Below are 26,493 nucleotides of genomic sequence, written 5' to 3'. Positions count from 1 at the left end.
CAAACTTTCTTGTATTCTCATACAAACTATCTTGTTTGTCAATTACAGGATTTCTTGTAACCATTGGAGGAAATTACAGAGGTGGTTTATGAGTATTTCTTCCAGGGTAAAAAGCAAAAGAATCCAGCTTGGTCTTAACCAGGCTGAGCTTGCGCAGAAGATTGGGACTTCTCAGCAATCAATTGAACAACTGGAAAATGGAAAGACCAAGCGACCAAGATTTTTACCGGAACTCGCTTCAGCTCTCGGAGTTAGCGTCGATTGGTTATTGAAAGGTTCGCCAGATTCAAACATAACTTATGTTGGGCCCAACGAACCTAAAGGAAAATATCCATTGATTAGCTTAGTTAGCGCTGGCGCGTGGTCAGAAGCTTGTGAGCCGTACAATCTCAAAGATATTGAGGAATGGTACGACAGTGATATTCATATGCTTGGTGATGGATTCTGGCTGCGTGTAGAGGGTGACTCTATGACGTCTCCAGTGGGACCGAGTATTCCAGAAGGTCACATTGTCTTGGTTGATACCGGCAGGGAAGCAGCAAACGGTAGCCTGGTTGTAGCAAAGCTTCTTGATGCGAACGAGGCGACATTTAAGAAGTTGGTAATTGACGGCGGACAGAAATACCTAAAAGGACTCAACCCTTCATGGCCTATGATGCCTATTAATGGCAACTGCAAGATCATCGGTGTTGTGGTTGAGGCAAGGGTGAAGTTCATATGAAGCGCATAGCGTTGGCACTCTCCATTATGTCGATTCCTATCGCCTCTTATGCTGACTGTTGGATTGTATCTGGCCTCAAGGGTAAATCTGCATTTAGTCAGGATGGATATGATTTTATTGATGACTCAGTTTCTGGGTTAGCGTTCAAATTGCGGATTGATGGTGAAAAGGCATCAGTTACTAATCTTGACGGATCTGCCGTATCAGACATGTCATATGTAGCCCTGACCGACAGCACAATAGTGGGAAGCTATCAGTCAGGTGGCGGAATAACGGTGGAAACATGGTCTATCACAACAGACAAAAGGGTTATGTATTCCAAAGTAATGAACATCCCAGGATTTCAAAAGCTAACCTCAACTAAAGCATTCGTCGGAGTTGTATCTGGCAACTGCGAAAAGTAGCCCATCACAGATCTTATCAAATTAAAAACAAACTATTTTCCGTTATAAAACAACGGAGTTTGTTTTTTTCGCCTTCAAATACAATATTTCTTGTTTACAACATACAATCTTTCTTGTAATTTTAAGCCATCAGCAGGACGCTGGTAGCCAAACGGAACTGATTGGCAATGTTCTTTAACAAGATGACATGGGGATGATTCGTCCCCGCCAAAGGAAGTTGCTTTGGAATGAATGCAACGATGGGTGGATTGCAGAAGACGCTCAGCGGCCTGGGTAAATCAACTCTGCTAAGTCTGATGATAAACAGGTGCATTCATCTCAAAGCAACCACTGGAGGTATCCAATGAAAGCCAGAGAGATTCGTAAACTCGAACGTGCTCGTCAGCACAAAGAGATGAAAGCCTACTGTAAAAAGATTGACCGTGCATTTTCACGGCTGTCGGAAGGCTGTAGTGAGCGTGTTTCAAGAGCCATTTCGCTTGCCGGAACGCGCCAGAAGGAAGTTGAAGTAAGCGCGGTTAAGCAGAATCGCATCTACTACCGGGACGCTAACCCGCTCGGTAACAAAATCCACGTCGTTCAGCGCATGAAGCTGAGCAGTAAGCCACTTATTTGAGGTGAATATGAGTAAATCATGGAGCGTTCCATTCCCTGAATCAGAGGTGGAGCATGACGGGATGCCTGTATTCTGGCGATTTCAGTCAACCGTTGAAGAAGATGGCATAAAGGTTTTCGCATTGCAGTACGTTGCTTTTCACCAAACTGAGCATTATGCATGGCTGGTTCCGGCGCACTGGATTGATCTCTATAAGCCTGAGCCACAACGCTGGATGCAGGAATGGAAGGATAAAAAGAGCAGATACGCAATTAAGAAGGTTAAGAAAAGCGCGGAAAGGTCTTTCGCATTTCCGACCAAGAAGCTGGCAATCGAAAGCTTATTGCGCAGAAAGAAATACCACTTGATGCGCCTTAAACAAGACCTCGCTGTTGTATCCACTGTTGTAGATGAAATGAAAAAACTTGATACCAGCGAGCCGTTTATTGATTACAACTTCGGGCACAACCAAGAAACAGAAAATTGGGTATTTGACTGAGGCCGCATAGTCGGCCTTCTTTTGGCAGCAAGCCACAGAGGTGAATATGAAAAGATTTATGGGGACTCCCGGACCGTGGGTGCTGGATGAGTTTGACAATGTGGTGCATGGAAATGTAGATGGCTGGGGGCGTAAGGAGTCAGTGAGAGTAAGTGGCGTAGCTCTACCGGGAAGGGTTACAGAAGAGTATGCAGCAAATACAAGGCTTGTTTCAGCAGCCCCTGATTTGCTCGAAGCTCTGCAAGAGGTCGTGAAGGTGCTGGACGGTGCGGGGTGTGAAGCAGCAACAGTAAAATCTAAGGCGGCCATCAGCAAGGCTCTGGGGGAGGAGTGATGGGAAATTTAGATAACGGTGGCCAAGCTTTTCCTTGTGATTCAATTGTGGAACGTGATGACAATGGTCACATGCATGGCAAAGAAGTTAGCTCGGCAGGTATGACATTGCGTGATTACTTCGCTGCAAAAGCAATGCAAGGAGAGCTTGCAAGCGGTGATGCATCTCGTTATGCGGAAAATATTGCATCTCGCTCATATGCTATTGCAGACGCAATGCTCAAAGCACGTGAATAGCAGCTGATAGCTAATTCTCTGAGTTAGCTATTGGGTGTAATACCGCACCGTACTATCGGAGATTGTATTGTGGATAGAGATTACCTAATGTCCATTCTTACATATGACGAAGACACGGGTATTTTTTCAAGAGTAATAGAAAAAAGCTTATACAACTCTCCTCATCAGTATCTTTGCAAGAACACGCAAGGTTATGTACGTATCGTCATAAACAAAAAATCATACTACGCGCACCGTCTGGCATGGCTTTTTGTTCATGGGTATATGCCAGATATTATTGACCATATTGATGGCGATAAAGCTAACAACAGAATTTCAAACCTTAGAGCATGCACAAAGAGCCAGAATGCTTTGAACAGAAAGGCGTGCAAAAAGTCCCTATCGGGAATCAAAGGTGTCACATTTCATAAGCCATCAGGAAAGTGGCTTGCTCATGGATTTATAAACAACAAGCGAGTTCATATAGGGACATTTGATTGTGTTGAATCCGCATCAAGAGCACGACAAGAGTTCGCAAGAAAGCATTTGGATATGGAGTTTTATATAGATTAGCGCCTGATTAAATCCCCTCGTTTCACCTTTGCCCTCCACTGTGAGGGCATTTTTTTAACTGTATATCAGTGCGCTCAACGAACGCAGCGCTATGCAATCACACACAACATAAGGAATTCCACCATGATGCATTTATCGCTATCGGGTGGCGGCATCATGTCCGCCTATTACCCATCCGAATCTGAATTATCCAAACGTGTTCGCCGTCTCATTCGTGCTGCCCGTAAGCACCTGGAGGGTTTATGCCACCAGTTATAAATCACAGCCTGCTGAAAGCAGCTCAAAGCAAAGCGGTTATCGCTCGCTATCTCGGTGATGGTCGCATGTGGCAGCAGGCTCATGAAGCCATGAAGAACGCAATCAACATGCCGTGGTATCGCAAATCATGAGTATCAGAGACATGTCAGATGAGCAGTTTTACCACTTGATGAAAGATTTAATTGGCAGCGAAGGAGGTTTCCATGCAGCCGACAACAACAATCGAAGAGAGTCAGAGAGTACGTCGAGTGACGACGATGCAGGCTCTGCTGTGGCGTTACAGGGGTGACCGAGAGCGCATGCGTATGTATCTCAACCTGTCGCGCTTAGAAGTGCTAAATCAACGCTATTTCCTGGGCGGATGCCCGTTCTGAGGTATATATGAGCATTCAATTTTATGAGCGCCTTGCTGATATACAGGCGCACTTAAACGCGCCGAAAAATCAGTACAACTCATTTGGTAAATACAAATACCGCAGTTGCGAAGATATTCTGGAAGGTGTTAAGCCACTTCTGAAAGGACTTTTCCTGTCAATTAGCGATGAAATTGTGCTTATTGGCGATCGCTATTATGTAAAAGCCACGGCAACCATCACTGACGGCGAAAATAGCCACTCAGCGAGCGCTATGGCGAGAGAAGAAGAAAACAAGAAGGGAATGGATGCTGCGCAGGTAACGGGAGCCACAAGCTCGTATGCGCGTAAATACTGCCTTAACGGGTTATTCGGTATCGATGATGCCAAAGACGCTGACACTGACGAACACAAACAGCAGCAAAGTGCACAGCAGCCTGTAAAGCAACAACAGTCAGCAAATCATGCCAAACCGCATGATTCTCGCTCTCCTCAGCAGTTCTTGACTGACTTCTCGGCATACGCACTTAAGGCGACCCTGCCAGAGCTTGAAGAAGCATGGAAGGCAGTAGACAAGAAGCTTTCTGGCACAGAGCAGCATGACAAGGCCAAGTCAGTTTATTTAGATCGCAAATCAGAAATAGAAGGGGTAGCAGCATAATGAGCATTAACGTAATCGTCGCATCCGGAAACATAGGAAAGGATGCAGAGCAACGATGGACGCAAAACCAGAAGTGTATCGCATCATTCTCTCTTCCAGTTAAACAGGGATTTGGGGAGAGAGAGAAAACCTCATGGGTAAAGTGCGTGCTGTTCGGTGCAAAGGCAGAAAAGCTTACGCAGTATCTGACTAAGGGGATAAAAGTTACGGTGACTGGTGAGTTTGTCATGGAGGAATGGACAGACCAGAACGGAGGTAAAAGATCTCAGCCAGTAATCATCGTCAATGACATTGATTTTGGCTCTTCTGGAAATAAACAAGCCACACAACAGCATTCCGAGCCAGAGCCAGTTTACGACCCAAGCATTCCATTCTGATTTAACCACCACCTGAATATTCTATTTCACCTCACGGAGGCGGGTTAACCACACCCGCATATCACCATGCATCAGAAACGCACAGCAGAAGTAATCATCAAAATGCTCGCGCAGGATGAGCGTAACTACATATCCGAATACTGGGCAGGGAAAATGCCAGGAAAGGAAGGAAGCCATACTGGTGGGATAACGATTAATTGCCGAAACCCATACTGGACAACCGAAGGCATCTGCTCTTGGGACAGCTGGTATATCAGTGCCTCAGAACTGGAAAGCGTGAAGGATGTATGCGAAGCGGAGCCGTGGGGAGGGGATGTTCTTGGTGGAATTGAGTACAGGCTGAAATCTGAATTGAGGAAAGCAGCATGATCGGATTAACGTACGACCCGGGCATTACCCCAAACGAGCTAGTAGCCCGCCACCGATTCAAACCAATCGACGACATCCCACGCGAAGAAATGCTGAAGCGCGAGTCATTCCCCAGCGTGAACGAGAACAAATTCCTGACAGCGTGGTTAAACCAGAGGGCTAAGAGATGAGCGTTAATCGTTATAGCGTTGGTGTTGATGGCATAGACCAAAATGGGAATCTTGTTAAATACACAGACTACGCCGCACTTGAAGCAAGATGCTTGGAGTTGGCTGCTGAATTGCAGTCAGTTAAAGCCATGAATGATTGTCTGTCTGAAGAACTTCGCGGATATGAGTCTGACGGCGCTTTTGAGGGCCCGAAAATGCACCTGCTGTGGTGGCAGTGCGAAACGCCAAATCATGACGCTTTCTTGGCTAAAGTGCGAGCGCAGGGTGTGGATGCAGCTATCCAGCATCTCAATAAAATATTCGGCAGCAAAGAAGACAGTGGCGAGCAGGCAAGGGCTCTTGAATGGTTGGCGCAGGCGCTTCGCAAAGGAGTGCAGTCATGATTACGGGAACCTCAAATTACGACGAAGTGCCGGTAGTGCCCTGCAAAATATGCGGAGGTTACTACAAGGCTGATGAGCCAGAACTGCATCCTTGCGAGGAGCGTGACGAATGAAAGATGAAGATTTAGACCGCTGCCCGCGCTGCAAAGAGGATATGTGGAAAGGACAGCAGCTGTGCCGTAACTGCCAGCATGAAGATGATATGGAAGAATGGCCTGGTGGAGAAGGTATGGAGTGCGATATCTGCGGACACATAAGCGCAGACCCCGAAGGTCGCCACTTTTGCAGTGAGGATAATAGCGATGAATAGCCGCCCAATGAGCAACATCGACAAACAGGCTTTCCGCGGTCAGAGCGTTGAAGGTTCATTTTACCTGGTGGAATGCTGCAATTGCGGTGAAATGTACCCCAGCAACCTTCTGGATGGTGGAGAAGCAATTGCTGACTCCGGGGATTACGGTGATTGCTACTGCCATCTGTGCGGAGCAGATGATACGGAACGGGCGGATTGGGGAGACGTAAATTCGAATGAAGCAAAGGCGTGGAATTTTCAGCAGAAACGTATTGAGGCGCTGCTGGATGAGCTGGAAGCCAAGGACAACAGAATCAATCGACTTGAAGCCATTGTTGGTGTTGCAGAACAGCGCAACGCCATCATGCGTGAGTGGAAACGTGAATTGAAGGTTCCATGTGACCTAGTAGACAACCAGGTTCCTGTGGTTATTCATGGCATGGTTATACGCCTTGAGAGGCTCAAAGAGACCGAAGCGAAGCTGGAATCCGCAGAGTCGCTGATTGCTGAGCTGTCAGCCAGCCACGGAAAACTACGTGAGGCAATGGCTGGCATTCACAACACAATCAGAGGCGGAGGTGCTTATACATCGCTGGCGGCAATTCTGAATGCATCCAAACGCGCATACGAAGAGTCGGCAGCCGCAGCCGGAAAAGGAGAATGAGCATGTCAATGACAGTGAGGCAGTTAATCAGCAAGCTCAGGAAAATGCCTCCTGAGGCTGTCGTAGTTTGGCAGGACCATGACCAGGCGGAGGGAGAATATAACGATTTTGTAGGTCATGTGGCCGAAGTTACCGATGAGTTCGCATCTTCCTTTGACCCAGAAGTGCGCACTGTGGCGTTGAGAGGATAATCATGAGCACCTTTACCAAAGAATGGCTGCAGCAGAAGATTGCCCACATGGAAGCCGCCCGAGATGAAATCCCGTTCGGCCTTGACGAAGACGACAGCAACACGCTGGCGGCACTGCGTATCACGCTGGCATCGCTCGAAGCAAGGAGCCGCAAACTTTTTACATGTAGCGCGTGTGGCGCCGAGGGTTTGGACGAGCCATTAGAGTCGAAGTGCCATTGCAATGAAGATGGCGCGCACTGGATTGAAAGTGTTGTTTATACCGCCCCTCCAGCGCCGGTATCTGTGCCTGATGAACTGACACGTGTACAGTACAAGCGTCGATTTATGGAAGACGACGACTTTGATGACACTTTCCGAGGTGGCTGGAACGCCTGCCGCGCCGCCATGCTTCAGGGTGCCGAAAACAGCGAGTCGCGCTGCACCATCCAGGCCGCGCCAGCACTGGATTCTTCACCAAAAAATGCCGGGTCGCGCTGCGGCAAGGCTCCAGTGATTCAGGATGCCTGGGTGGCTTGCAGTGAGCGGATGCCTAATGACAAAGATTACGTATGGTGTTGGGGTCGTGTTGTTGGGTGGACGGAAGATGATGGGTTTGAAGCCTACTACGATGCTAGTAGAAACAAGTGGTGGGCAGTAACAATGGATGGTGAGGAGCCAGTTAGAAAAGTAACCCACTGGCAACCACTCCCCTCACCTCCAGCCAAATAACAAACCCGCACATCGCGGGTTTTTCTTTATCCGGAGTCCGTATGCAACTCAATCCAGTAGCAGCCGTCATCATGGCTCTTTTTGCATGGGCGGCTATCTCTTCACTCGCACATCAATCAGAGGGCTTGTTATGGCTAAATTTGCTGTGGGCGCAATCGTAAAGCACAAGTCAGGAGATATCAAAGGAGTGGTTGATGGCGTTACGGAGCAGGAGAACAGGCCGACATGGTATCGCATCGATTGGGACTCCGGTGATTACAGTTCTCACGCAGAACACGAACTTCGCGCGGCTACTGTTGATGAGCCTCGCGTGTATAAGAAATTAGCGTAGAATATATGAACATGAGAACGAAAAGACGAGGTTGTTATGAAACCAATCGAATACCTTGAGCTGCTTGCGTTAGAAGAAACGCGACCTTCTGCTGATGGCAGTACAAAATTACTAGACGGCTCAGCTCGTAGAATTTTTGATGCCTTTAGATTTGGCAATATCAGTGAAGATGAAGCAGTTATCATGTTTATGAAGAGCCAAAAGGAAAAGGCGGAATTTTATCTTAATGAGAGCATAAGCTTACGCGTGAACTCAACGTCTACCCCAATATTTATTGGCGGGTAGCGATACGTTTCCAGTGCAGAAAAATAAGATTACTAAGGTCGCTTAGGCGGCCTTTTTTACGCATCGACTAGACCGCCGCAATGGCGGTTTTTTATTGGAGAAAGATAATGAACATCTTCTGGGCCTTCTGGATTCCGGCGAACATTATGTTTTGGTTTTGGTGTGCCTCAGAGGCCAGGAATCCAACAAAAATTCATTTTGTGGTTTCCTTCTGTTTCTCGATGATAACAGGCGCTTTGCCGATGCTGATTTATAAATTGCTTTGAATGCGGAGTAACCATGGAGTCACACGACCTCACACTCGATGAGGCCTGTGCATTTCTCAAGATATAAATTGGAGACAGCAATGAGCGATACACTCATGCCGATCACCGATGTGTGCGCGGCAACCGGCTACAAGAAGCCAACCATCTACGAATGGATGCGCGACGGAAAATTCCCGCGTCCGGTAAAGATTGGAAGGAGCGTCAGATGGCCTTCTAGTGAGGTAGATGCCTGGATAAAGGATAAAATCACTTCTTGTCCGCGATCAGGTCAGCAATAACACCGCCCCACCACTCCATCATTTCCCTTCTCTCTTTCATATACTCCGCATGGTTGTACGCGGCAGCTACTCTGTTCTTTTGCTGATGCGCCAGTTGTGCTTCTATCACTTCTGGCCTGAAGCCTTGCTCATATAAAGCGGTGGATGCCGTGGCACGGAAGTCATGTCCGGTGATCTCACCGCTTGCAAATCCCTGATACTCGATAGCGCGGTTAATGGTGGTTTTGGCAATAGGCTGATCTGGCTTTGACGGACTTGGGAAGAGATATTCTTTATCACCGGTCAGAGGTTTAAGTTCCTCAAGCAATGCGATAACATGCTCACACAACGGAACGCGATGTTCACGGCGTTTCTTCATTACCTCTTTAGGGATTGTCCATTCAGCCTTTTCAAAGCTGATATCTCCCCACCTGGCAAACCTAAGCTCCTGTTGACGCACGAATGTCATAACCAGCATTTTAATGCAGATGACCATAACAGGGCTTTTGTAATTCCTGAGTGCAACGAATAGCTGACGAAGTTCTTCTGTGGTGGCTGGCCTTGCATGCGTTGTAGGCTTCTGCATCACTGCCCCCCGTAGCGCATAAGAAGGATCAACTTCCGCTCTCAGCGTGGCTACCGCATAGCAAAATACAGCTGAACATATCTGTCTCACCTTTCCGGCAGAATAGGCGTTACCAGCTTTCTCCAGTGAGCGCATTAAGGCGAGTACGTGCGCTGCTTTGACGTCCTTAATGGGTATCTTTCCGATGGATGGGAGGATGTGCTTATCCAGAAACCCGCGGTTAACTAACTGCGTTTTCTCTGCCCACGTCTGGCACTTACGCTCATACCATTCTTCAGCGATGGATTTGAAGGTGTTCTCAGAGTCACCCATCACCATCAGCTTTTCTGTGTCTTTAACGATGGTTGGGTTTTTCCCCTGCTTAACCTGCTCGCGAGCCCATTCTCTTTCTCTTCTGGCATCAGCAAGGGAAACGCCAGGGTACTCTCCAATAGTATAGCGACCATCTTTTTTTGGCGTTAGCCAGAACCGGTAGCGCCATATCTTTGCACCGGTAGGCCTGACATCAAGATAGAGACCCTGCCCATCCTGAAGCGAGTAAGGCTTCTCCTGAGGTTTAGCATTTCTGATTTTTGTGTCGGTTAATGGCATGGCAACAGGACAAGGTGAGAAATTTGTCCGGTAGATTATCCGGTTTTTATCCGTCTCTCAATGGACGCTGGCATAACTCGACATAAACGTGAGAGGTAAAATATGAGGTAGGAATGGTGACGAGCATAATGTGACATAACTACACATTATTCAGTGAGGATAAGCCAGTAAGAGACGCATATCACATCCTGTAAAGTTGGTGTCGCAGTGAAAGGGAAATGAAAGGTTATTGTTTTAACAATCACGCAACGGAACCGCTACAAGGTGGTTCACATAATCAGAAAAAAGACACCCGTACCCGTACTCCCGGTTCTCCGGCGTGAGGATAAACGATGAAAAAACAATTACTTTCTGCTCTTGCTGCAAGCGTTTTGATGTTGAGTGCCTCTGTCGTCCAGGCGCAGGATGCCCCGTCCCGCACCGAATGCATTGCCCCGGCCAAGCCCGGCGGCGGTTTCGACCTGACCTGTAAGCTGATTCAGGTCAGCCTGCTGGAGACGAAGGCCATCGAAAAACCGATGCGCGTTACCTACATGCCCGGCGGCGTAGGCGCGGTAGCCTATAACGCCATTGTCGCGCAGCGCCCTGCCGAAGCGGGTACCGTGGTGGCCTTCTCCGGCGGCTCGCTTCTGAACCTGTCGCAGGGCAAATTTGGCCGCTATGACGTGGACGACGTGCGCTGGCTCGCCACCGTGGGCACCGATTACGGCATGATTGCCGTTCGCGCCGACTCCCCGTGGAAATCCCTGAAAGATCTGCTGACCGCCATGGAAAAAGATCCGAACAGCGTGGTGATTGGCGCGGGCGCGTCTATCGGCAGCCAGGACTGGATGAAAGCCGCTCTGCTGGCGCAGCAGGCAAAAGTGGATCCGCACAAGATGCGCTACGTGGCCTTTGAAGGCGGCGGTGAGCCGGTCACGGCGCTGATGGGCAACCACGTGCAGGCCGTTTCTGGCGATCTCAGCGAAATGGTGCCCTACCTGAGCGGGGATAAAATTCGCGTGCTGGCGGTGTTCTCGGAAAACCGCCTGCCGGGCCAGCTGGCAGACGTCCCAACCGCCAAAGAGCAGGGTTATGACCTGGTCTGGCCGATCATTCGCGGCTTCTTCGTTGGGCCAAAGGTGACCGACGCCGAGTACCAGTGGTGGGTGGATACCTTCGCAAAACTCCAGCAAACCGAGTCGTTCAAAAAGCAGCGCGATCTGCGCGGGCTGTTTGAGTTCAACCTGAACGGCAAGCAGCTGGACGACTACGTGAAAAAACAGGTGAATGATTACCGCGAGCAGGCGAAAGCCTTTGGCCTGGCGAAATAACCGGAGGCGCTATGAGCGATCGCATTTTTGCCGGGATCTGGCTGTTGCTCTGCGTTGGCGGGATGTTCGTCGCCTGGCAGATCCACAGCGAATACAGCTATGAACCCGTGGGGCCACGCCCCTTCCCTGTGGGCATTGTCGGCCTGATGCTGCTCTGCTCGGTAGCCCTGCTGCTGCGCCACCCGGATACCGTGGAGTGGCCGCCGCGCCGCACGCTGCAGCGTCTGCTGGTGATGGTGATTGTGCTGCTGATGTACGCGTGGGGCTTTGAGTGGCTCGGCTTCCCGATTGCCACCGCCCTGCTGACGATGGTGATTGGCCTGCTGTTTAACGCCTCGCTGCCCGCGGCGGGGATCTCCGGGGTCGTGCTGGGCATTTTACTCTGGTACGCCTTTGACCGCCTGCTGGACGTGACGCTGCCCCTCGGCGCATGGTTTAACTAACGGAGCACGCTATGGATACCTGGATCTATCTCTCTCAGGGGTTCGCGGTAGCGATGACCCCGGAAAACCTGGTGATTGCCCTGATCGGCTGTTTCGTCGGGACCATCGTCGGCCTGCTGCCCGGCCTTGGCCCCATCAACGGCGTGGCGATTTTATTGCCGCTGGCCTTTGCCCTGCATCTGCCCGCGGAATCGGCGCTGATCCTGCTGGCGACGGTATATATCGGCTGTGAATACGGCGGGCGGATTTCGTCGATACTGCTTAACGTGCCCGGCGATGCCGCCGCCATTATGACCGCGCTGGATGGTTATCCGATGGCGCAGCAGGGGCGCGGCGGCGTGGCGCTCTCGATTTCCGCCGTCAGCTCGTTCTTTGGCTCCCTGATCGCCATCGGCGGCATTATCCTGTTCGCCCCGGCGCTGGCCCAGTGGTCGCTGGCCTTTGGTCCGGCCGAATATTTTGCCCTGATGGTGTTCGCCATCGCCTGCCTCGGCAGCATGATGGCGCAGAACCCGCTGAAGTCGTTTTTATCCGCGCTGATTGGCTTAGGGTTAGCCACCGTCGGCGTGGATGCCAACACCGGGGTTTATCGCTTTACCTTCGACAGCGTTCACCTGTCCGACGGCGTGCAGTTTATCGTCGTCGTGATTGGCCTGTTCTCCGTATCGGAAATCTTGCTGATGCTGGAACATACCAGCAGCGGGCAGACGCTGGTGCGTAAAACCGGCCGTATGCTCTTTAACGCCAAAGAGGGGGCGCAGTGCGTGGGTGCCACCCTGCGTTCGTCGGTGATTGGTTTCTTCGTCGGCATTCTGCCCGGGGCGGGGGCAACCATCGCCAGCGCCATTACCTACATGACCGAGAAGAAGCTGAGCGGTAACGGCGACAGCTTCGGCAAAGGCGACATACGCGGCGTGGCGGCGCCAGAGGCGGCCAATAACGCCTCGGCCTGCGGCTCGTTTATCCCGATGCTGACGCTCGGCGTGCCGGGCTCCGGCACCACGGCGGTGATGATGGGCGCGCTGACGCTCTATAACATCACTCCCGGTCCGGCGATGTTTACCGAGCAGCCCGATATCGTCTGGGGCTTGATTGCGGCGCTGCTGATCGCCAACGTGATGCTGCTGGTGATGAACATCCCGCTGATCGGCCTGTTTACCCGAATGCTGACCATTCCCCTCTGGTTTCTGGTCCCGGCTATCGCCGCCGTCTCTGCGGTTGGGGTATACGCGGTGCACAGCACCACCTTCGACCTGGTGTTAATGGTGCTGCTCGGGGTGCTGGGGTACATCTTACGCAAGATGCACTTCCCGATGTCGCCGCTGATTTTAGGGTTCGTGCTGGGTGAAATGCTGGAGCAGAACCTGCGCCGCGCCCTCTCCATCAGCAACGGCAACATGGCGATTCTGTGGGAGAGCAGCGTGACGAAGATCCTGCTGGGGATGGCGATCATGGTTATTGTCGTGCCGCCGGTGCTGCGCTGGATGCGCCGACGCCACCACAAACCGCAGCCGGATATCGGCTGATTATCCCCTCAACAGGGCATTGACCCACTGCTTTAACGCCTGGCGGGAGATCTTTATCCCGCCATTTTTTAGCTCCGGCGGCAGGGCCAGCCAGTGCACCGGCTGCTCAAAGCGCGCCAGCCTGCCCTTAACCCACTCCGGTAACAGCGTGATATCCGTGCCGGGCTCGCATTCCACTACCGCAACCGGGCGCTGCCCGAACTCAACGTCATCCAGCGGAACGATAAACGCCTGGCTCACCTGCGGGTGCGTGACGATGACGCGCTCCAGCGCTTCCGGCTGGATCCCTTCTCCGCCGCTGAAAAAGAGATTGTCCATCCGGCCCAGAATGGTCAGACGGCCGTTACGCCACTCGCCGCGATCGCGGGTGGCAAACCAGCCCTGCTCGTTAACCAGCGGCAGCAGCGCGCCGTCTCGCCAGTAGCCCTTTGCCATGCTGTCTGCCCGGATCCAGACCTCACCGTTGACCACCTGAACCTCCCTGCCCGGCAGCGCGCTGCCCACGTCGGGCTCGCCGTCGGCCGCCTTGGCGCAGACGGTGGAAGCAAACTCGGTCAGGCCGTAGCCGCAGAAGGTGCGGATCCCCTTTTCGCGCGCCTGTTCGGTCAGCTCAACGGGGATTTCCGCTCCGCCGAGCAGCACGGCCTTCAGCGCGACGGGATGGTGTGAATTGAGCAGTCGCCACAGCTGGGTCGGCACCAGCGAGGCGTGGGTGCAGCCCCGTAGCGCCTGCTCCAGCGGCTGTTTTTCGCGCACGGTAAGACGACCTCCGCCCTGCAGCCAGCGCCACAAGATCCCCTGACCGGAGACGTGAAACAGCGGCAGGGACAGCAGCCAGTCGTCGTCACCGCCGTAAGGCATCAGCGACAGCACGCCTTTTGCGCTCGCAAGGTGGGCAGCGCAGGTGTGCACCGCCGCCTTCGGCAGGCCGGTGGAGCCGGAGGTGAGCGTCATCGAGGCCAGACGTTCCGCCCGCCACGTCACGCCGCCCTGCCCCTCTCCCTCTCTTAACGCCAGCGCGGGCAGACCGTCGTATTCACCGTTGAGCACCAGCGCAAAGCGCAGCGTCATCTGCGGCAGCAGCACGTCCAGCAGGGGACGCGGAAGCTGAGGGTTTACCGGCAGAATGCGTGCGCCACACTGCAGCAGCGCAAGCCAGGCCAGCAGGGTTCGGGGATGGTTTTGGGCGAGCAGCATGACGCCGTCACCGTCACTGACCCCCTGAGACTGAAAACCGGCTGCCAGCCCGTCGATACGCTCGCACAGCTGAGACCAGCTGAGCGTTACATCGCCTAAGCGCAGCGCGGGCCTGTCGGCATGCCGCGCGCGCCAGTGCCGCCACGGCCAGTCGATAAAAGTCATTGCAGCGGCTCCAGCGCCCCAGCGTCGAGGCACGGCAGGGTGCTGTCTGGCCAACGGCGAATAAGCTGCGCCTGCATCAGGTTCAGCGTATCGAGGCCGGGAGTGGTCTGCGGCGTTAGCCAGGCGGCAACGCGCGCCAGCTGCGTCAGCCCAAGGCTTGACTCGATGGACGAGCTGATCACCACCGTCAGCCCCGAAGCATGGGCCGCCGCGACCTGCTCGCGCACCGTATTAAGGCTGCCGGTCAGCATCGGCTTGATGACCACGGCACTGACGCCAGGCTCGGCGACGAAGGCAAAATCGGCTTCGCGCAGGCTTTCATCCCAGGCGATAGCAATGCCCGTTTCCCTGGCAAAGGCGCGGGAATCGTCGCGGGTTTTGCACGGCTCCTCGAGAAACGCAATGCGGCTGCGGTACGCGGGGTTAACGTATTTCGCGAACTGCTGCGCCTTGAGCGGCGTCCAGGCGCGGTTGGCGTCCAGGCGCAGGCGCAGGTCGGGGATGGCTTCCAGCAGCAGGTTGACCACCATCCCGTCGCGCACCGCTTCGTACAGGCCGACCTTGATTTTCGCCACCTTCTCGCCCGGCATCGCGGAGAGCAGCGCGAAGAGTTCATCCGGATCGCCGGTGCAGAGCGGGGCGGCGCGATAGTTCGCCGCCTCCGGCAAACTGCCGTCCAGCTCTGCCAGCGCGCAGCTGATGCCGAACGCGGCGGAAGGAACGTCCGGCAGCGCCGGATCGTCTCCCTCGCGCCAGTCGTGCGTCCAGGCCAACAGCGCGGCCTGCGCCTCGTCCAGCGTTTCCAGGCTAAAGCCCGGAAGCGGGGCTATCTCGCCCCACCCTTCCCGCTCGCCCTCCCGGAGGTGCACGAAAAAGCCGTCACGGGTTTTTAACCGCCGTTCACGCAGCACCACGCCCGCGTCCATCGGTATCTGCCAGCGGTAAACCTGCGCGCGACGCATTACGGGTTCCGTTTGTATTTGCTGAAGTCTGGCTGGCGTTTTTCGTTGAACGCGTTGCGCCCTTCCTGACCCTCTTCGGTCATATAGAACAGCATGGTCGCGTTGCCCGCCAGCTCCTGAAGGCCCGCCTGGCCGTCACAGTCGGCGTTGAGCGCGGCTTTCAGGCAGCGCAGCGCCATTGGGCTGTTTTGCAGCATTTCGCGACACCAGCGCACGGTCTCTTTCTCAAGATCGGCAACGGGCACCACGGTGTTGACCAGCCCCATATCCAGCGCTTCCTGCGCGTTGTACTGGCGGCACAGGAACCAGATCTCGCGGGCTTTTTTCTGGCCGACGATGCGCGCCATGTAGGATGCGCCCCAGCCGCCGTCGAAGGAGCCCACTTTCGGGCCGGTCTGGCCGAAGATGGCGTTTTCCGCCGCGATGGTCAGGTCGCACATCATGTGCAGCACGTGGCCGCCGCCGATGGAATAACCTGCCACCATCGCCACCACCGGTTTCGGGCAGGTGCGGATCTGGCGCTGGAAATCCAGCACGTTCAGGTGGTGCGTTCCCGCATCGTCCTGATATCCGCCGTAGTCGCCACGCACTTTTTGATCGCCGCCGGAGCAGAAGGCTTTTTCGCCTTCGCCGGTCAGGACGATGACGCCGATGCTGTCGTCGTAGCGGGCATCCGCCAGCGCCTGGATCATCTCTTTGACGGTCAGCGGACGAAACGCGTTGCGCACCTGAGGGCGGTTAATGGTGATTTTGGCAATGCCGTCGGTGGACTTGTGGTAACGAATGTCGGTGTAGCCTTCGGAGCAGTCCTGCCATTCAACCGGCGCGTAAAGCATGTTTTCATCAGGATAGATCATAGCGTGTCCTTTGTTCGATAACGCAGTATCTGCGCCAGACTCGCGGCAACCGCATCCGGGTTTTCCCGGTGGGCGTTGTGTCCGGCATGAGGGATAGCATGACGCGTGGCGTTAAGTTCAGCAGCGATGGCGTTGAACTTCTCATCACGTTCGCCATAGAGATAGTAAAAAGGAAAATCACGCGCGCTGAGCGCGGGACGCAGGTCAGGCTGAACGGCAAGCGAGGTGGCTTCCAGCATCTCTGCCAGCTTCAGGCCGTTGTTTCGGCTGCGCAGGGCGATAAGCGCGCGGCGCTGCGCCTGCGTGAGGGAGGCAAAGACGGGCTGCTGATACCAGTCGGCAAAGACGGCTTCCAGCGGCTCGCCGCGAAAACGTGACGCCCAGCGGCGGTCGGATACAAGCCGCGCCTCGCGCGCATCGGCCTGGAGCAGGCCCGGGTGCCCGCCTTCCACAATCAGCCCGTTCAGGCCCGCAGGACGCTGGCAGGCATGAAACATCGCAATGCGGCCGCCGAGGGAGTACGCCACCAGCCAGTAGTTTAGTATGTTGTAACTAATAAGGGTGCGGGTAAGCAGCGCGCTCATCCCGGCAAATCCCGTTACGCCGATGTCCGCTGACTCACCGTGTCCCGGCAGGTCCAGGTAGAGCCGGGGATAGTCCTTCAGCGACGCTCCGACAGCCTGCCACTCGCGGCGGTCGCCGGAAAAACCGTGCAGGAAAACCAGCCAGGGGTAGCCTGGCTTTCCGGGCTGCGTGACGCCTGCGAGGATCACAGGTGGCTCACCTGCGCCAGCAGAGTTTGCAGCTTCTGCGCGCCGTCAGAATCGTTGACCACCAGCTCAATCAGCGTTGCGCCGGGCTGTCGCCAGGCGGTGCTCAGCGCCGTTTCCAGATCGTCCCAGCTTTCCGGGCGATGGTATTTAAGGCTGAACATGGCGGCGGCATGTTCAAACTGCACGTTCTGCGGCATCAGATAGAAGCGCTCGCGTTCGCTCTGCGGGGTCGGCAGCAGCGAGAAAATCTGGCCGCCGTTATTGTTAACGACAATCAGCACAAACGGTGCCGACGCCTGACGCAGCAGCGCCAGCGCGTTGAGATCGTAGAGCGCGGAGAGGTCCCCCACAATCGCCAGCGTGGATTTGGCGCTGGCGCGCTGTACGCCGGCCGAGGTGGAGATCAGGCCGTCAATGCCGCTCGCCCCCCGGTTGCTGTACACCGGGTAACCAGCGGGCAGCTTCGAGAGGGCGTCAATCAGGCGCACGACGAGGCTGTTACCGACAAAAAGCTGCCCCTGCTCGGGAAGATATTTCCGGATACGGTGCGCCAGCCCGGCTTCACTGAACGCTTCGCACTGCGTTTTGGTAAGCTCCCACGCCTGGCGTGACAGCTCGGGGATCGCTACCGCCCAGGGCTTGCGTTTTTCCGCCGGATGCAGCGCCAGCCAGGTATCGATATCGCTCACCAGGCGGCGACCGCGGTGGTGCGCCGGATCGAGGCGCCCTTCGAGCGGGTCCACCAGCCAGTACTCTTCCGGCGTACAGGTGGCCTGCCACTGAAGCAGGCGTTTACCCGTCAGGCTCGATCCCAGCTGGACGACAATCTGCGCCTGCGCCAGCTCGGTGACCGCTTTCGCGTTCCCCAGCCAGAGATCGGCGCACGGCAGCGGCTGACCGGTCTGGGAAAGCACGTCACCAATCAGCGGCCAGCCAAGCGTTTGTGCCCACTCCGCCGCCAGCCTGCCTTCCGCCGCGCTCATCCGCCCGGCAAGCACCACGCCGCGCTTCTGACGCCAGAAGAACCAGTCGCGCTGCTTTGCGCTTTCCAGATGCGTTTGCTCGCGCAGCCACGGCTTTTCGCTCTCCCACCACTCTCCGAGCTGCTGTTGCCAGGCGAGGCCGGTATCGTTCATTTCGCCGTACAGCGGCTCGGCAAACGGGCAGTTGATGTGCAGCCCGCCGCTGCGCAGCGCGTTCATGGCGTGGTCGAGGGTGGAGACCAGCCAGCTGGCGGGGATATCCTGAGTGGGGCGCGGCAGCGAAACCGTCTGAGAGGGATGCGAAGCAAAAATGCCGGGCTGGCGAATCGCCTGGTTAGCGCCGCAGTCAATAAGTTCAGGGGGACGATCGGCAGTCAGTAAAATCAGCTTCTCACCGGTTAAGCCCGCTTCAATCAGCGCCGGGTAGAGGTTCGCCACCGCCGTACCGGACGTGACGATCACCGCCACGGGCGCCTTGCTGACCTTCGCCAGCCCGAGTGCCAGATGGCCCAGGCCGCGCTCGTCAAAATGGGTGTGATGAATAAAAGCCCGGTTTTCCGCCGCTGCAAGGGTGAGCGGCGTGGAGCGAGAGCCCGGGGCAATACACACGTGCCTGACGCCATGGCGGGTCAGGGCTTCAAGGATCACCGTCGCCCAGCGTCGGTTAAAAGAACTTACTGACATGAGGTTGTCCAGTATCAAGAATGCGACACAGTATAAATAATAGAAAAAATCAGAATTTTGATGTGAATCGGGATTGCGCGAATCAGTATTAATCCCTAAGGAGAAGGGAGCGCAGCCCGGCGGCTTTGTTTTCTATCTCCTGCCACTCCTGCTCCGGATCGGAGCCGCTGACGATGCCCGCCCCGGCATAAAGGCGCAGCGCGTCGTCGTGGACGCGGGCGGAGCGTAATGCCACGCAGAATTCACTTTGTTCGACCGACAGATAGCCCGCCGAGCCGGCGTACCACTCCCGATCAAACGGCTCCACTTTCTCAATAAACTCACGCGCGGCCTGACGCGGCAGCCCGGCCACCGCCGCCGTCGGTTGCAGGGCGTGCAGACACTGCTCGTCGTCAGGCTGTTTAAGCTCGGTCCAGATGCAGCGGCGCAGGTGCTGTACCTTGCGCAGACGCAGCACCTGCGGGGGCAGTACCTCAAGCGTCCGGGTATGGTGCTGAAGACGCTGGCAGATATCTTCCACCACCAGCATATTTTCACGCTGATTTTTGTCGTCGTTCATCAGCCAGTCGCCTAAATGCCTGGCCTGCCTGTCGTCGGTATGGCTGGCAACGGTGCCTGCCAGCGCTTCGGTGCGCAGCAGCGTGCCGCGCCGCCGCCACAGGCGCTCGGGGGTCGAACCGAGAAACGCGTTGCCGGCATCGAAGACCATACAAAAATGGTAGCAGTTGAGGTTCAGCGCGCGGCTGGCGGCCATCAGCGCAATCGCGTCTACGGGCTGCCTGCACTGCAAATCCGTCGCTCGCGCCAGCACCACTTTTTCGACATCGCCGAGCGCGATGGTATCCGTCGCATGACGGATCAGCCGCAGCCACTCCGGCTTTTGTGGATGATGCGTTTCCTGCGCAACCTGAACGGACAGCGGGCGAATTGGGGCGGCATCGCGCAGGCTGTCTATAACGCTCAGCGCCTGACGGGCGTCTTCGCGCAGGGACGTTTCGCTCCAGAGCTGCAGGCGCAGCGTGGCGACGCCGGCAGACCGTCGCCAGAGCAGGCGCGGCAAAAACAGGTTTCCCTGCGCCGGGTTAAAGGCGTTCAGGCCGCAGATGCGGGTATCATCTGCCGCATCCTGGGCACGTAAAAACCGTGAAGCCGAGGTCAGAGAATCAAAGTGGACGAGGCTTCCCAGCACGGCAAGCTCTTCATCGCCGCTGCGCTGCTGCCAGTAAAACTGAGGATAGCTCCGCTGCGCGCCCAGCCATGCCAGGGGATCGAAGGCATCGTTTAACGGGAATGAAACGTCGAAATGACGTAAGCCGGGCGTAGCGGGCAACGCTTGCGCAAGCTGAGTGCGCAGGCGTTCCAGCGCGAGGAAAATCGAATGCACGCGAACCTCTCCCTGTTAAAACCTACTATTATACGGGGTACTGACGATAAATAGCAGTACCCACGTTTAGGGAGGGGTTTAGCGGCTTAACGGCGGGCTAACAGCAGGCCCAGCACCAGCCCTACGGCAGCCCCGACGCCAATGCCCTGCCACGGTTTTTCATGGACGTAATCATCGGCACGATATACCGCCTGCTTGGCGCGGTAGTAGTAATTGTCGGAGGCGTTGCTGACGCGGTTTTTCACATCATGCAGCGCCTGTTCGGCACGCGCTTTAAGCTCAATGTACTTCTGATCGGCAGGATCGCCTGACGAACGAAGCACCTCTTCCAGCGTTTCGCTCAGCAGCGTCAGGTCGTCGTCTGCTCGGGAATCCCAGGATTGAAATGACATAATGTTCTCCATGTTAGTACACCAGTCCGGTAACTATAGACAACGTCTCGCCATTACGCCTGTTTCGCTTCGCGCGCCATGCCGACGTGCGGGATGCCGTCCTCGTCATAGATTTCCGTCACCGGGGCAAAACCGAAATGGGCGTAGAAAGGCTGCAGATGCGCCTGCGCGCCAAGGTATAACGCCTTGTCAGGCCACCGTTTTCTGCACGCTTCCAGCGTTTTTTCCATCAGCTGATAGCCCAGCTTTTCACCGCGGGCGCTGCCGCTGACAATAACCCGGCCAATAACGACGGGGTCGAAATCGTCCTCGCTTTTCAGAATCCTCGCATACGCCACCAGGTCATCACCCCGCCAGCCGAGGATATGCCGGTTCTCACCCACCAGATCGTCGCCGTCGATATCCTGATACGGGCAGGTTTGTTCAACAATAAAGACTTCACAGCGCAGCCTGAGCAGGGCGTATAGTGACTGAACGGTCAGTTCGCCGTGGTGTAAATCTTGCCACTGGATCATGTGTTTCTCCTTCCTGGGGTTCATCACGTTATACTAAACCCCTTCCCATTCGGCAAAGGGCTGATTGCGTTATGGAACTGATTTTTCTGGGTACGTCCGCCGGGGTGCCAACCCGCTCACGAAACGTGACGGCAATTCTGCTGGATCTTAAGCATCCTACCCGCGGCGGGCTGTGGCTGTTTGACTGTGGAGAGGGCACGCAGCATCAGCTGCTGCATACCTCATATCATCCCGGCAAGCTGGATAAGATCTTTATCACGCATCTGCATGGCGATCACCTGTTTGGCCTGCCGGGCCTGCTGTGCAGCCGTTCAATGGCGGGCAACGCCAACCCGCTGACGATTTACGGGCCGGCGGGTATTCAGGAATTTGTTGAGACCACGCTGCGCCTGAGCGGTTCATGGACCGATTATCCGCTGGAGGTGGTGGAGATTGGCGAAGGTCTGGTCTTCGACGACGGCGACTATCAGGTGCGCGCCTACCCGCTTAACCATCCGGTGGAGTGCTATGGCTATCGCGTGGAAGAGCATGATAAACCCGGCGCGCTCAACGCCGCCGCGCTGCAGGCCGATGGCGTTAAACCCGGCCCGCTGTTTCAGCGCCTGAAGCACGGAGAGACCGTCACGCTGGAAGACGGCCGCGTTATCAACGGCCAGGATTATCTCGCGCCGCCGCAGCCGGGCAAAAAACTGGCGATATTCGGCGACACCGCCCCCTGCCCTTCAGCGCTGAGGCTTGCGCAAGGCGTGGACGTGATGGTGCATGAGGCGACGCTGGACGCTGCGATGGAGGAAAAGGCCAACGGCCGGGGCCATAGCTCAACGCGTCAGGCGGCACGGCTTGCCCGTGAAGCAGGCGTCGGGAAGCTGATTGTCACTCACGTCAGCTCGCGCTACGACGCCCGCGGCTGCCAAAGCCTGCTGGCGGAGTGTCGGGAGGTCTTCCCGGCGTGTGAGCTGGCGGAAGATTTCGCTAAGGTCAGCGTTTAGTCCTTCACTTTTCCCTCAGGATGCCGATAACGATTAAAAGGCCAGCATTTCTCTTGAGGGTAGAATGGATAATTTCCAGAAAGATATTGATGACAGGGCGAATCTGACCCTGTCCAACCGTTTTGAACTGTTGCTGTTCCGTCTTGGCACCTCTCTGAACGAAAACAAATCCGAGCTGTTCGGCATCAACGTTTTTAAGCTGCGCGAAATTGTGCCGATGCCGACGTTCACCAAACCCGCGGGGATGAAGTCTCCGCTGATGGGGATGGTGAATATTCGCGACCAGGTTATACCGGTGATCGATCTTGCCGCCGTCGCGGGCTGCAGGCCAGCAACCGGGCTGAACATACTGCTGATCACCGAATATGCCCGCAGCGTGCAGGCGTTTGCCGTGGAATCGGTGGAGAACATCATGCGTCTGGACTGGAAGCAGGTTCACGCGGCCGAAACCGCCGTCAGCGGGCGCTATATCACCAGCATCGCCTGTCTGGACGAGAAGACCGATACCAACGATCTGGCGATGGTGCTGGATGTGGAGCAGATCCTCTACGATATCACCCCGGCCAACCACGATCTGCACGCCACTGACCTGAAGACCACCAAATTCAACATCAAGCCGGGCTCTGTCGCGATTGTTGCGGAAGACTCAAAGGTGGCGCGCTCGATGCTGGAGAAGGGGTTGCAGGCGATGGAGATCCCGGCCCAGCTGCACATCACCGGCAAAGACGCATGGGAGAAAATTGGCGTGCTGGCCGCGCAGGCGCAGGCTGAAGGGGTGCCGATCACCGATAAAATTGCCCTGGTGCTGACCGACCTCGAAATGCCGGAGATGGACGGCTTCACGCTGACGCGCAAAATCAAAACCGATCCGCTGCTGAAAGATATTCCGGTGGTGATCCACTCGTCGCTCTCCGGCAACGCCAACGAAGATCATATTCGTAAAGTGAAGGCGGACGGCTACGTGGCGAAGTTTGAGCTGAACGAGCTGTCGTCGGTGATTGAGGAAGTGCTGGATCGTTCGATGAAGAAAATTGACGGGCCGCTGATTAGCAGGAAACAGCTGGCTTAAGTTGGTGCGGGCTGGTGCCCTCACCCCGTCCCTCTCCCACCGGGAGAGGGCGAAAACCATAAAAAAACCCGCCGAGGCGGGTTTTTTACTTTTACATTAATGGCATTGCTCGCTGCACGATATCAATCAGCGGCTGCGGATAGATACCGAAGATCAGCACCAGCAGCGCAGAGATCAGCACCACGATACCCCCGGCGCTGTACTGCCAGTTGGACGGTGCATCGCGGTTAAGCTGCTGAGGCGCGCTCAGGTACAGGCTCACCGCTACGCGCAGGTAGTAGTAGAGACCAATAGCGGAGCCGATAACGACGCCCGCAGTCAGCCACCACAAACCCGCCTGGACACCGACGGCCAGCACGTAGAACTTACCGATAAAGCCCAGCGTCATCGGGATACCCGCCAGCGAGAGCATCATCACGGTCATCACCGCGGACAGGATTGGACGGTGCCAGAACAGACCACGGTAGGAGAACAGAGAATCTGCATCCGGACCACGGTACGGGCTGGACATCAGGCTCACCACGCCGAACGCGCCGAGGCTGCTGAACAGGTAGCCGGCCAGATACACGCCCACGGTTTCCATCGACATCTCGCCGCTTTGCAGCGCAATCAGCGCCACCAGCAGGTAGCCCAGATGAGAGATAGAGGAGTAGCCCAGCAGACGCTTGATGTTGGTCTGGCTCAGCGCCATCAGGTTACCGAAGATGATGGAAACGAAGGCGATAATGCCCAGCACCACGCGAACCGCTTCGCTGTCGCCCACCGGCGCGTACAGGAACAGACGCATAACCACGCCGAAGATAGCGATTTTGCTCGCCGTCGCCAGGAAGGTAGAGACCGGCGCGGGTGCGCCCTGGTATACGTCTGGCGTCCACAGGTGGAACGGAACCAGAGACAGCTTGAAGCCAAGGCCAACAATCATCATGCCCAGACCCGCCAGCAGCAGCGGCTCGTGCAGCATGTCGTCTCCGAGGCTCTTGCCGAGCGCCATGAAGGAGAGGTTACCCGTCTGTGCGTACAGCAGCGCGATACCGAACAGCAGGAACGACGACGCGGCAGCGGACAGAATGGTGTACTTGATTGCCGCTTCCAGAGAACGCTTCTGGCGGAAGGCGTAGCCAATCAGGCCGAACAGCGGCAGAGAGATCAGCTCAATACCGAGGAACAGCGCGGCCAGATGGTTCGCATTCGCCAGCAGAATACCGCCCAGTGCGGCAATCAGTACCAGCAGGTAAAACTCTTCTTTGTTGTCGTTGTAGCCTTCGAGCCACGGGTACGCAAAGGTACAGGTTGCCAGGCTCGCCAGCAGCACCAGACCGGTGTAGAGCATGGCGTAGCCGTCAACGCGCATCAGCGGCGTGACGTCCATCGCTCCCGCCTGGCCAACAAACCAGAGGGAGACTAACGCAGCGTTCAGACCCAGAACGGACAGGGTCGCATTCAGGAAGTGATTGCGTCGCCACGCAATGGAGAGCATCACAACCACCACCGTCAATCCGACGATCAGCAGCGGTAGCAGCGCGATCAGTTGTTGTGGAGTTATTGTCATGGCGAATTACGGCCTTGTAGTAGAAGCAGAATTAACAAACCACTGCTGGATATTACCCATCGCGGAGTGCGAGGTATCCAGAATCGGCTGCGGATAGAAGCCCAGCAGCACCAGCAGTACGACCAGCAGCAGGATGATGAACAGCTCGCGCAGCGACATCCCCGGCAGTTCTTTTGCAGCAATTTCGCTCTTCGCTTTACCGAAGTAAGCGCGATGCAGCATCGCCAGCGAGTACACGGAAGCGAACACCAGACCAAAGGTGGAGATGACGGTGATCATCGGAACCACTTTGAAGCTGCCGAACAGGATCATAAATTCGCCGACGAAGTTACCGGTACCCGGCATCCCCAGGGTGGCAACCGCGAAGAACATGGAAAGCGCTGGCAGCCACTTCATTTTGCCCCACAGGCCGCCCATCATACGCATGTCGCGGGTATGCAGACGTTCGTACAGCTGACCGCACAGGATGAAGAGACCCGCAGCGGAGAGACCGTGCGCAATCATCTGAATCACCGCGCCCTGGTACGCCAGCTGGCTGCCGGTGTAAATAGCAATCAGCACGAAGCCCATGTGGGAAACGGAGGTGTAAGCAATCAGACGTTTGATGTCGTACTGCGTGAAGGCCATCCACGCGCCGTAGAAGATACCGATCACACCCAGCCACATGGCAATCGGTGCGAACTCCGCGGAGGCGTTCGGGAACAGCGGCAGGGAGAAACGCAGCAGACCGTAGGCCGCGGTTTTCAACAAGATACCCGCGAGGTCAACGGAACCCGCCGTTGGCGCCTGGGAGTGCGCGTCCGGCAGCCAGCCGTGCAGCGGTACCACCGGCATTTTCACCGCGAAGGCGATGAAGAAGCCCAGCATCAGCAGGTATTCCACGCCGTGGGACATCGGCGTCTTCAGCAGGTCTTCATAATTGAAGGTCCAGACGCCGGTCGCGTTGTAGTGCACGAACACCAGCGCCAGGATAGCAATCAGCATCACCAGACCGCTCGCCTGGGTGTAGATGAAGAACTTGGTTGCCGCCGTGATACGCGTTTTACCGTCGGAGGCCTTGTGGCCCCACAGCGCGATCAGGAAGTACATCGGCACCAGCATCATCTCCCAGAAGAAGAAGAACAGGAACATGTCGATGGCCAGGAACACGCCGATAACGCCGCCCAGGATCCACATCAGGTTCAGGTGGAAGAAGCCCTGGTATTTTTCGATTTCACGCCAGGAACACAGTACCGCCAGAACGCCGAGCAGGCCGGTCAGCACCACCATCAGCAGCGACAGACCGTCAATGGCCAGGTGGATCGTGATGCCGAAACGCGGGATCCACGGCAAAATGAACTCAGACTGCCACTGCGGAAGCCCCGCAGACTGGGTCAGTGAGTAGCCACCCTGCAACCAGAGTTGCAGGCCAAGCGCGAGCGTCAATCCCATGGTGATCAGCGCGATCCAGCGCGGCATCTTCACGCCAAAGCGTTCAGTCTGCCAGCACAGGAAGCCGCCGATGAAGGGAATTAATATTAGCCAGGGTAGTAACATGGCGATTTATATTCCTTTTTAAGGCCCCCAACAGGGGCCTGATTTTCAACGAATTCGAATAAAATTCACTT

The 26,493-nt window shown here is 55.7% G+C and carries 36 protein-coding genes; 25 read left to right on the top strand and 11 right to left on the bottom strand.

Translation table 11 applies throughout. From position 1 onward, the window contains the following. Window positions 1-88 precede the first annotated feature (88 nt). The 20 genes from MOQ06_RS06165 (at window position 89) to MOQ06_RS06075 (ending at window position 8,929) form a co-directional block, all read left to right on the top strand. On the top strand, window positions 89-721 hold the full coding sequence (locus MOQ06_RS06165) for a LexA family transcriptional regulator (protein ID WP_070134199.1): 633 nt from the start codon (window positions 89-91) through the stop codon (window positions 719-721). Continuing rightward, a complete protein-coding gene (locus MOQ06_RS06160) occupies window positions 718-1,125 on the top strand; it encodes a hypothetical protein (protein ID WP_242171963.1) in 408 nt (135 codons plus the stop codon). Before MOQ06_RS06165 ends, MOQ06_RS06160 begins: the two co-directional genes overlap by 4 nt. Before the next feature lie 394 nt (window positions 1,126-1,519). Further along, window positions 1,520-1,741 carry a transcriptional regulator gene (locus tag MOQ06_RS06155; protein ID WP_347272547.1) on the top strand — a complete coding sequence of 74 codons (222 nt, stop codon included), beginning with the start codon at window positions 1,520-1,522 and terminating at the stop codon, window positions 1,739-1,741. A 7-nt stretch (window positions 1,742-1,748) separates the two neighbouring features. Next, window positions 1,749-2,219: a hypothetical protein gene (locus tag MOQ06_RS06150; RefSeq protein ID WP_232951147.1), complete on the top strand. Its 471-nt coding sequence runs from the start codon at window positions 1,749-1,751 to the stop codon at window positions 2,217-2,219. 46 nt (window positions 2,220-2,265) lie between these two features. Further along, the gene (locus tag MOQ06_RS06145; protein WP_232951146.1) at window positions 2,266-2,553 is read left to right on the top strand and encodes a hypothetical protein; all 288 of its coding nucleotides are present in this window, start codon (window positions 2,266-2,268) and stop codon (window positions 2,551-2,553) included. Then, on the top strand, window positions 2,553-2,789 hold the full coding sequence (locus MOQ06_RS06140; protein WP_232951145.1) for a hypothetical protein: 237 nt from the start codon (window positions 2,553-2,555) through the stop codon (window positions 2,787-2,789). Before MOQ06_RS06145 ends, MOQ06_RS06140 begins: the two co-directional genes overlap by 1 nt. A gap of 87 nt (window positions 2,790-2,876) precedes the next feature. After that, complete coding sequence (locus MOQ06_RS06135; RefSeq protein ID WP_242171958.1) at window positions 2,877-3,341, top strand: HNH endonuclease; 465 nt, start codon at window positions 2,877-2,879, stop codon at window positions 3,339-3,341. Between the two features lie 123 nt (window positions 3,342-3,464). Next, window positions 3,465-3,599, top strand: a complete 135-nt coding sequence (locus MOQ06_RS22515; RefSeq protein ID WP_063855077.1) for a hypothetical protein — start codon at window positions 3,465-3,467, stop codon at window positions 3,597-3,599. Next, window positions 3,584-3,730, top strand: coding sequence for a host cell division inhibitory peptide Kil (locus tag MOQ06_RS06130; RefSeq protein WP_242171957.1), 147 nt, complete (start codon window positions 3,584-3,586; stop codon window positions 3,728-3,730). Before MOQ06_RS22515 ends, MOQ06_RS06130 begins: the two co-directional genes overlap by 16 nt. A 250-nt stretch (window positions 3,731-3,980) precedes the next feature. Next, complete coding sequence (locus MOQ06_RS06125; protein WP_242171956.1) at window positions 3,981-4,613, top strand: ERF family protein; 633 nt, start codon at window positions 3,981-3,983, stop codon at window positions 4,611-4,613. After that, window positions 4,613-4,990 (top strand): single-stranded DNA-binding protein, encoded by a 378-nt coding sequence (locus MOQ06_RS06120; RefSeq protein ID WP_242171955.1) that lies wholly within the window; start codon window positions 4,613-4,615, stop codon window positions 4,988-4,990. Before MOQ06_RS06125 ends, MOQ06_RS06120 begins: the two co-directional genes overlap by 1 nt. Before the next feature lie 66 nt (window positions 4,991-5,056). Next, a complete protein-coding gene (locus MOQ06_RS06115) occupies window positions 5,057-5,359 on the top strand; it encodes a hypothetical protein (RefSeq protein WP_242171953.1) in 303 nt (100 codons plus the stop codon). After that, window positions 5,356-5,529 carry a DUF2737 family protein gene (locus tag MOQ06_RS06110; RefSeq protein ID WP_242171951.1) on the top strand — a complete coding sequence of 58 codons (174 nt, stop codon included), beginning with the start codon at window positions 5,356-5,358 and terminating at the stop codon, window positions 5,527-5,529. Before MOQ06_RS06115 ends, MOQ06_RS06110 begins: the two co-directional genes overlap by 4 nt. Further along, window positions 5,526-5,912 carry a hypothetical protein gene (locus MOQ06_RS06105; protein WP_242171949.1) on the top strand — a complete coding sequence of 129 codons (387 nt, stop codon included), beginning with the start codon at window positions 5,526-5,528 and terminating at the stop codon, window positions 5,910-5,912. The genes MOQ06_RS06110 and MOQ06_RS06105 overlap by 4 nt, the downstream gene beginning before the upstream one ends. Window positions 5,913-6,021: 109 nt before the next feature. Then, window positions 6,022-6,222: a hypothetical protein gene (locus MOQ06_RS06100; RefSeq protein ID WP_242171946.1), complete on the top strand. Its 201-nt coding sequence runs from the start codon at window positions 6,022-6,024 to the stop codon at window positions 6,220-6,222. 7 nt (window positions 6,223-6,229) lie between these two features. Then, window positions 6,230-6,868, top strand: a complete 639-nt coding sequence (locus MOQ06_RS06095) for an ead/Ea22-like family protein (protein WP_242171944.1) — start codon at window positions 6,230-6,232, stop codon at window positions 6,866-6,868. Between the two features lie 2 nt (window positions 6,869-6,870). Continuing rightward, a complete protein-coding gene (locus MOQ06_RS06090) occupies window positions 6,871-7,059 on the top strand; it encodes a hypothetical protein (protein WP_242171943.1) in 189 nt (62 codons plus the stop codon). Between the two features lie 2 nt (window positions 7,060-7,061). Continuing rightward, window positions 7,062-7,769, top strand: a complete 708-nt coding sequence (locus MOQ06_RS06085; protein ID WP_242171940.1) for a DUF551 domain-containing protein — start codon at window positions 7,062-7,064, stop codon at window positions 7,767-7,769. A gap of 367 nt (window positions 7,770-8,136) precedes the next feature. Beyond that, window positions 8,137-8,385 carry a hypothetical protein gene (locus tag MOQ06_RS06080; RefSeq protein WP_188245939.1) on the top strand — a complete coding sequence of 83 codons (249 nt, stop codon included), beginning with the start codon at window positions 8,137-8,139 and terminating at the stop codon, window positions 8,383-8,385. 304 nt (window positions 8,386-8,689) lie between these two features. Next, window positions 8,690-8,929, top strand: a complete 240-nt coding sequence (locus MOQ06_RS06075; protein WP_347272542.1) for an AlpA family phage regulatory protein — start codon at window positions 8,690-8,692, stop codon at window positions 8,927-8,929. Here the strand turns inward: MOQ06_RS06075 and MOQ06_RS06070 are convergent. Beyond that, the gene (locus MOQ06_RS06070; RefSeq protein WP_242171938.1) at window positions 8,898-10,085 is read right to left on the bottom strand and encodes an integrase arm-type DNA-binding domain-containing protein; all 1,188 of its coding nucleotides are present in this window, start codon (window positions 10,083-10,085) and stop codon (window positions 8,898-8,900) included. The genes MOQ06_RS06075 and MOQ06_RS06070 overlap by 32 nt on opposite strands. Window positions 10,086-10,417: 332 nt before the next feature. Between MOQ06_RS06070 and MOQ06_RS06065 the strand changes: the two genes are divergently transcribed. The 3 genes from MOQ06_RS06065 to MOQ06_RS06055 are packed head-to-tail and all read left to right on the top strand — an operon-like array spanning window position 10,418 to window position 13,367. Next, complete coding sequence (locus tag MOQ06_RS06065) at window positions 10,418-11,398, top strand: tripartite tricarboxylate transporter substrate binding protein (RefSeq protein WP_193355636.1); 981 nt, start codon at window positions 10,418-10,420, stop codon at window positions 11,396-11,398. 11 nt (window positions 11,399-11,409) lie between these two features. Beyond that, entirely contained in the window at window positions 11,410-11,841 is a 432-nt protein-coding gene (locus MOQ06_RS06060; protein ID WP_176609853.1) for a tripartite tricarboxylate transporter TctB family protein, read from the top strand. Window positions 11,842-11,852: 11 nt separating this feature from the next. Then, on the top strand, window positions 11,853-13,367 hold the full coding sequence (locus tag MOQ06_RS06055; protein WP_148419905.1) for a tripartite tricarboxylate transporter permease: 1,515 nt from the start codon (window positions 11,853-11,855) through the stop codon (window positions 13,365-13,367). On the opposite strand, the gene menE is transcribed toward MOQ06_RS06055, so the two are convergent. The 8 genes from menE to MOQ06_RS06015 all read right to left on the bottom strand — a co-directional run bounded on the left by menE (window position 13,368) and on the right by MOQ06_RS06015 (window position 21,279). Beyond that, a complete protein-coding gene (gene menE, locus MOQ06_RS06050; protein ID WP_242171934.1) occupies window positions 13,368-14,729 on the bottom strand; it encodes an o-succinylbenzoate--CoA ligase in 1,362 nt (453 codons plus the stop codon). Continuing rightward, on the bottom strand, window positions 14,726-15,691 hold the full coding sequence (menC, locus tag MOQ06_RS06045; RefSeq protein ID WP_242171932.1) for an o-succinylbenzoate synthase: 966 nt from the start codon (window positions 15,689-15,691) through the stop codon (window positions 14,726-14,728). The genes menE and menC overlap by 4 nt, the downstream gene beginning before the upstream one ends. Next, a complete protein-coding gene (gene menB, locus MOQ06_RS06040) occupies window positions 15,691-16,548 on the bottom strand; it encodes a 1,4-dihydroxy-2-naphthoyl-CoA synthase (RefSeq protein ID WP_242171930.1) in 858 nt (285 codons plus the stop codon). Before menB ends, menC begins: the two co-directional genes overlap by 1 nt. Continuing rightward, window positions 16,545-17,321 carry a 2-succinyl-6-hydroxy-2,4-cyclohexadiene-1-carboxylate synthase gene (gene menH / locus MOQ06_RS06035; RefSeq protein WP_242171928.1) on the bottom strand — a complete coding sequence of 259 codons (777 nt, stop codon included), beginning with the start codon at window positions 17,319-17,321 and terminating at the stop codon, window positions 16,545-16,547. Before menH ends, menB begins: the two co-directional genes overlap by 4 nt. Beyond that, on the bottom strand, window positions 17,318-18,988 hold the full coding sequence (gene menD, locus MOQ06_RS06030) for a 2-succinyl-5-enolpyruvyl-6-hydroxy-3-cyclohexene-1-carboxylic-acid synthase (protein WP_242171926.1): 1,671 nt from the start codon (window positions 18,986-18,988) through the stop codon (window positions 17,318-17,320). The genes menH and menD overlap by 4 nt, the downstream gene beginning before the upstream one ends. 88 nt (window positions 18,989-19,076) lie before the next feature. Beyond that, entirely contained in the window at window positions 19,077-20,372 is a 1,296-nt protein-coding gene (gene menF, locus MOQ06_RS06025; protein ID WP_242171923.1) for an isochorismate synthase MenF, read from the bottom strand. A gap of 86 nt (window positions 20,373-20,458) precedes the next feature. Then, the gene (elaB, locus tag MOQ06_RS06020) at window positions 20,459-20,764 is read right to left on the bottom strand and encodes a stress response protein ElaB (RefSeq protein ID WP_148419912.1); all 306 of its coding nucleotides are present in this window, start codon (window positions 20,762-20,764) and stop codon (window positions 20,459-20,461) included. A gap of 53 nt (window positions 20,765-20,817) precedes the next feature. After that, window positions 20,818-21,279, bottom strand: a complete 462-nt coding sequence (locus tag MOQ06_RS06015) for a GNAT family N-acetyltransferase (protein ID WP_176609845.1) — start codon at window positions 21,277-21,279, stop codon at window positions 20,818-20,820. 71 nt (window positions 21,280-21,350) lie between these two features. Here MOQ06_RS06015 and rbn point away from each other — a divergent pair, with 71 nt between their 5' ends. Continuing rightward, a complete protein-coding gene (gene rbn / locus MOQ06_RS06010; protein ID WP_242171919.1) occupies window positions 21,351-22,268 on the top strand; it encodes a ribonuclease BN in 918 nt (305 codons plus the stop codon). Window positions 22,269-22,332: 64 nt separating this feature from the next. Then, a complete protein-coding gene (locus tag MOQ06_RS06005) occupies window positions 22,333-23,337 on the top strand; it encodes a chemotaxis protein (RefSeq protein WP_242171916.1) in 1,005 nt (334 codons plus the stop codon). 91 nt (window positions 23,338-23,428) lie between these two features. Here MOQ06_RS06005 and nuoN read toward each other — a convergent pair whose 3' ends face one another. Together nuoN and nuoM are read right to left on the bottom strand one after the other, a co-directional pair. After that, complete coding sequence (gene nuoN, locus MOQ06_RS06000; protein ID WP_148419916.1) at window positions 23,429-24,886, bottom strand: NADH-quinone oxidoreductase subunit NuoN; 1,458 nt, start codon at window positions 24,884-24,886, stop codon at window positions 23,429-23,431. A 6-nt stretch (window positions 24,887-24,892) separates the two neighbouring features. Continuing rightward, complete coding sequence (gene nuoM, locus MOQ06_RS05995; RefSeq protein WP_148419917.1) at window positions 24,893-26,422, bottom strand: NADH-quinone oxidoreductase subunit M; 1,530 nt, start codon at window positions 26,420-26,422, stop codon at window positions 24,893-24,895. Window positions 26,423-26,493: the final 71 nt, after the last annotated feature.

Origin of the sequence: Enterobacter sp. I4, assembly GCF_022669095.1 — a bacterium.
Classification (GTDB): domain Bacteria; phylum Pseudomonadota; class Gammaproteobacteria; order Enterobacterales; family Enterobacteriaceae; genus Enterobacter; species Enterobacter pasteurii.
The sequence above is the reverse complement of the archived record's forward strand: the minus strand, read 5'-3'. Positions and strand labels throughout refer to the sequence as shown.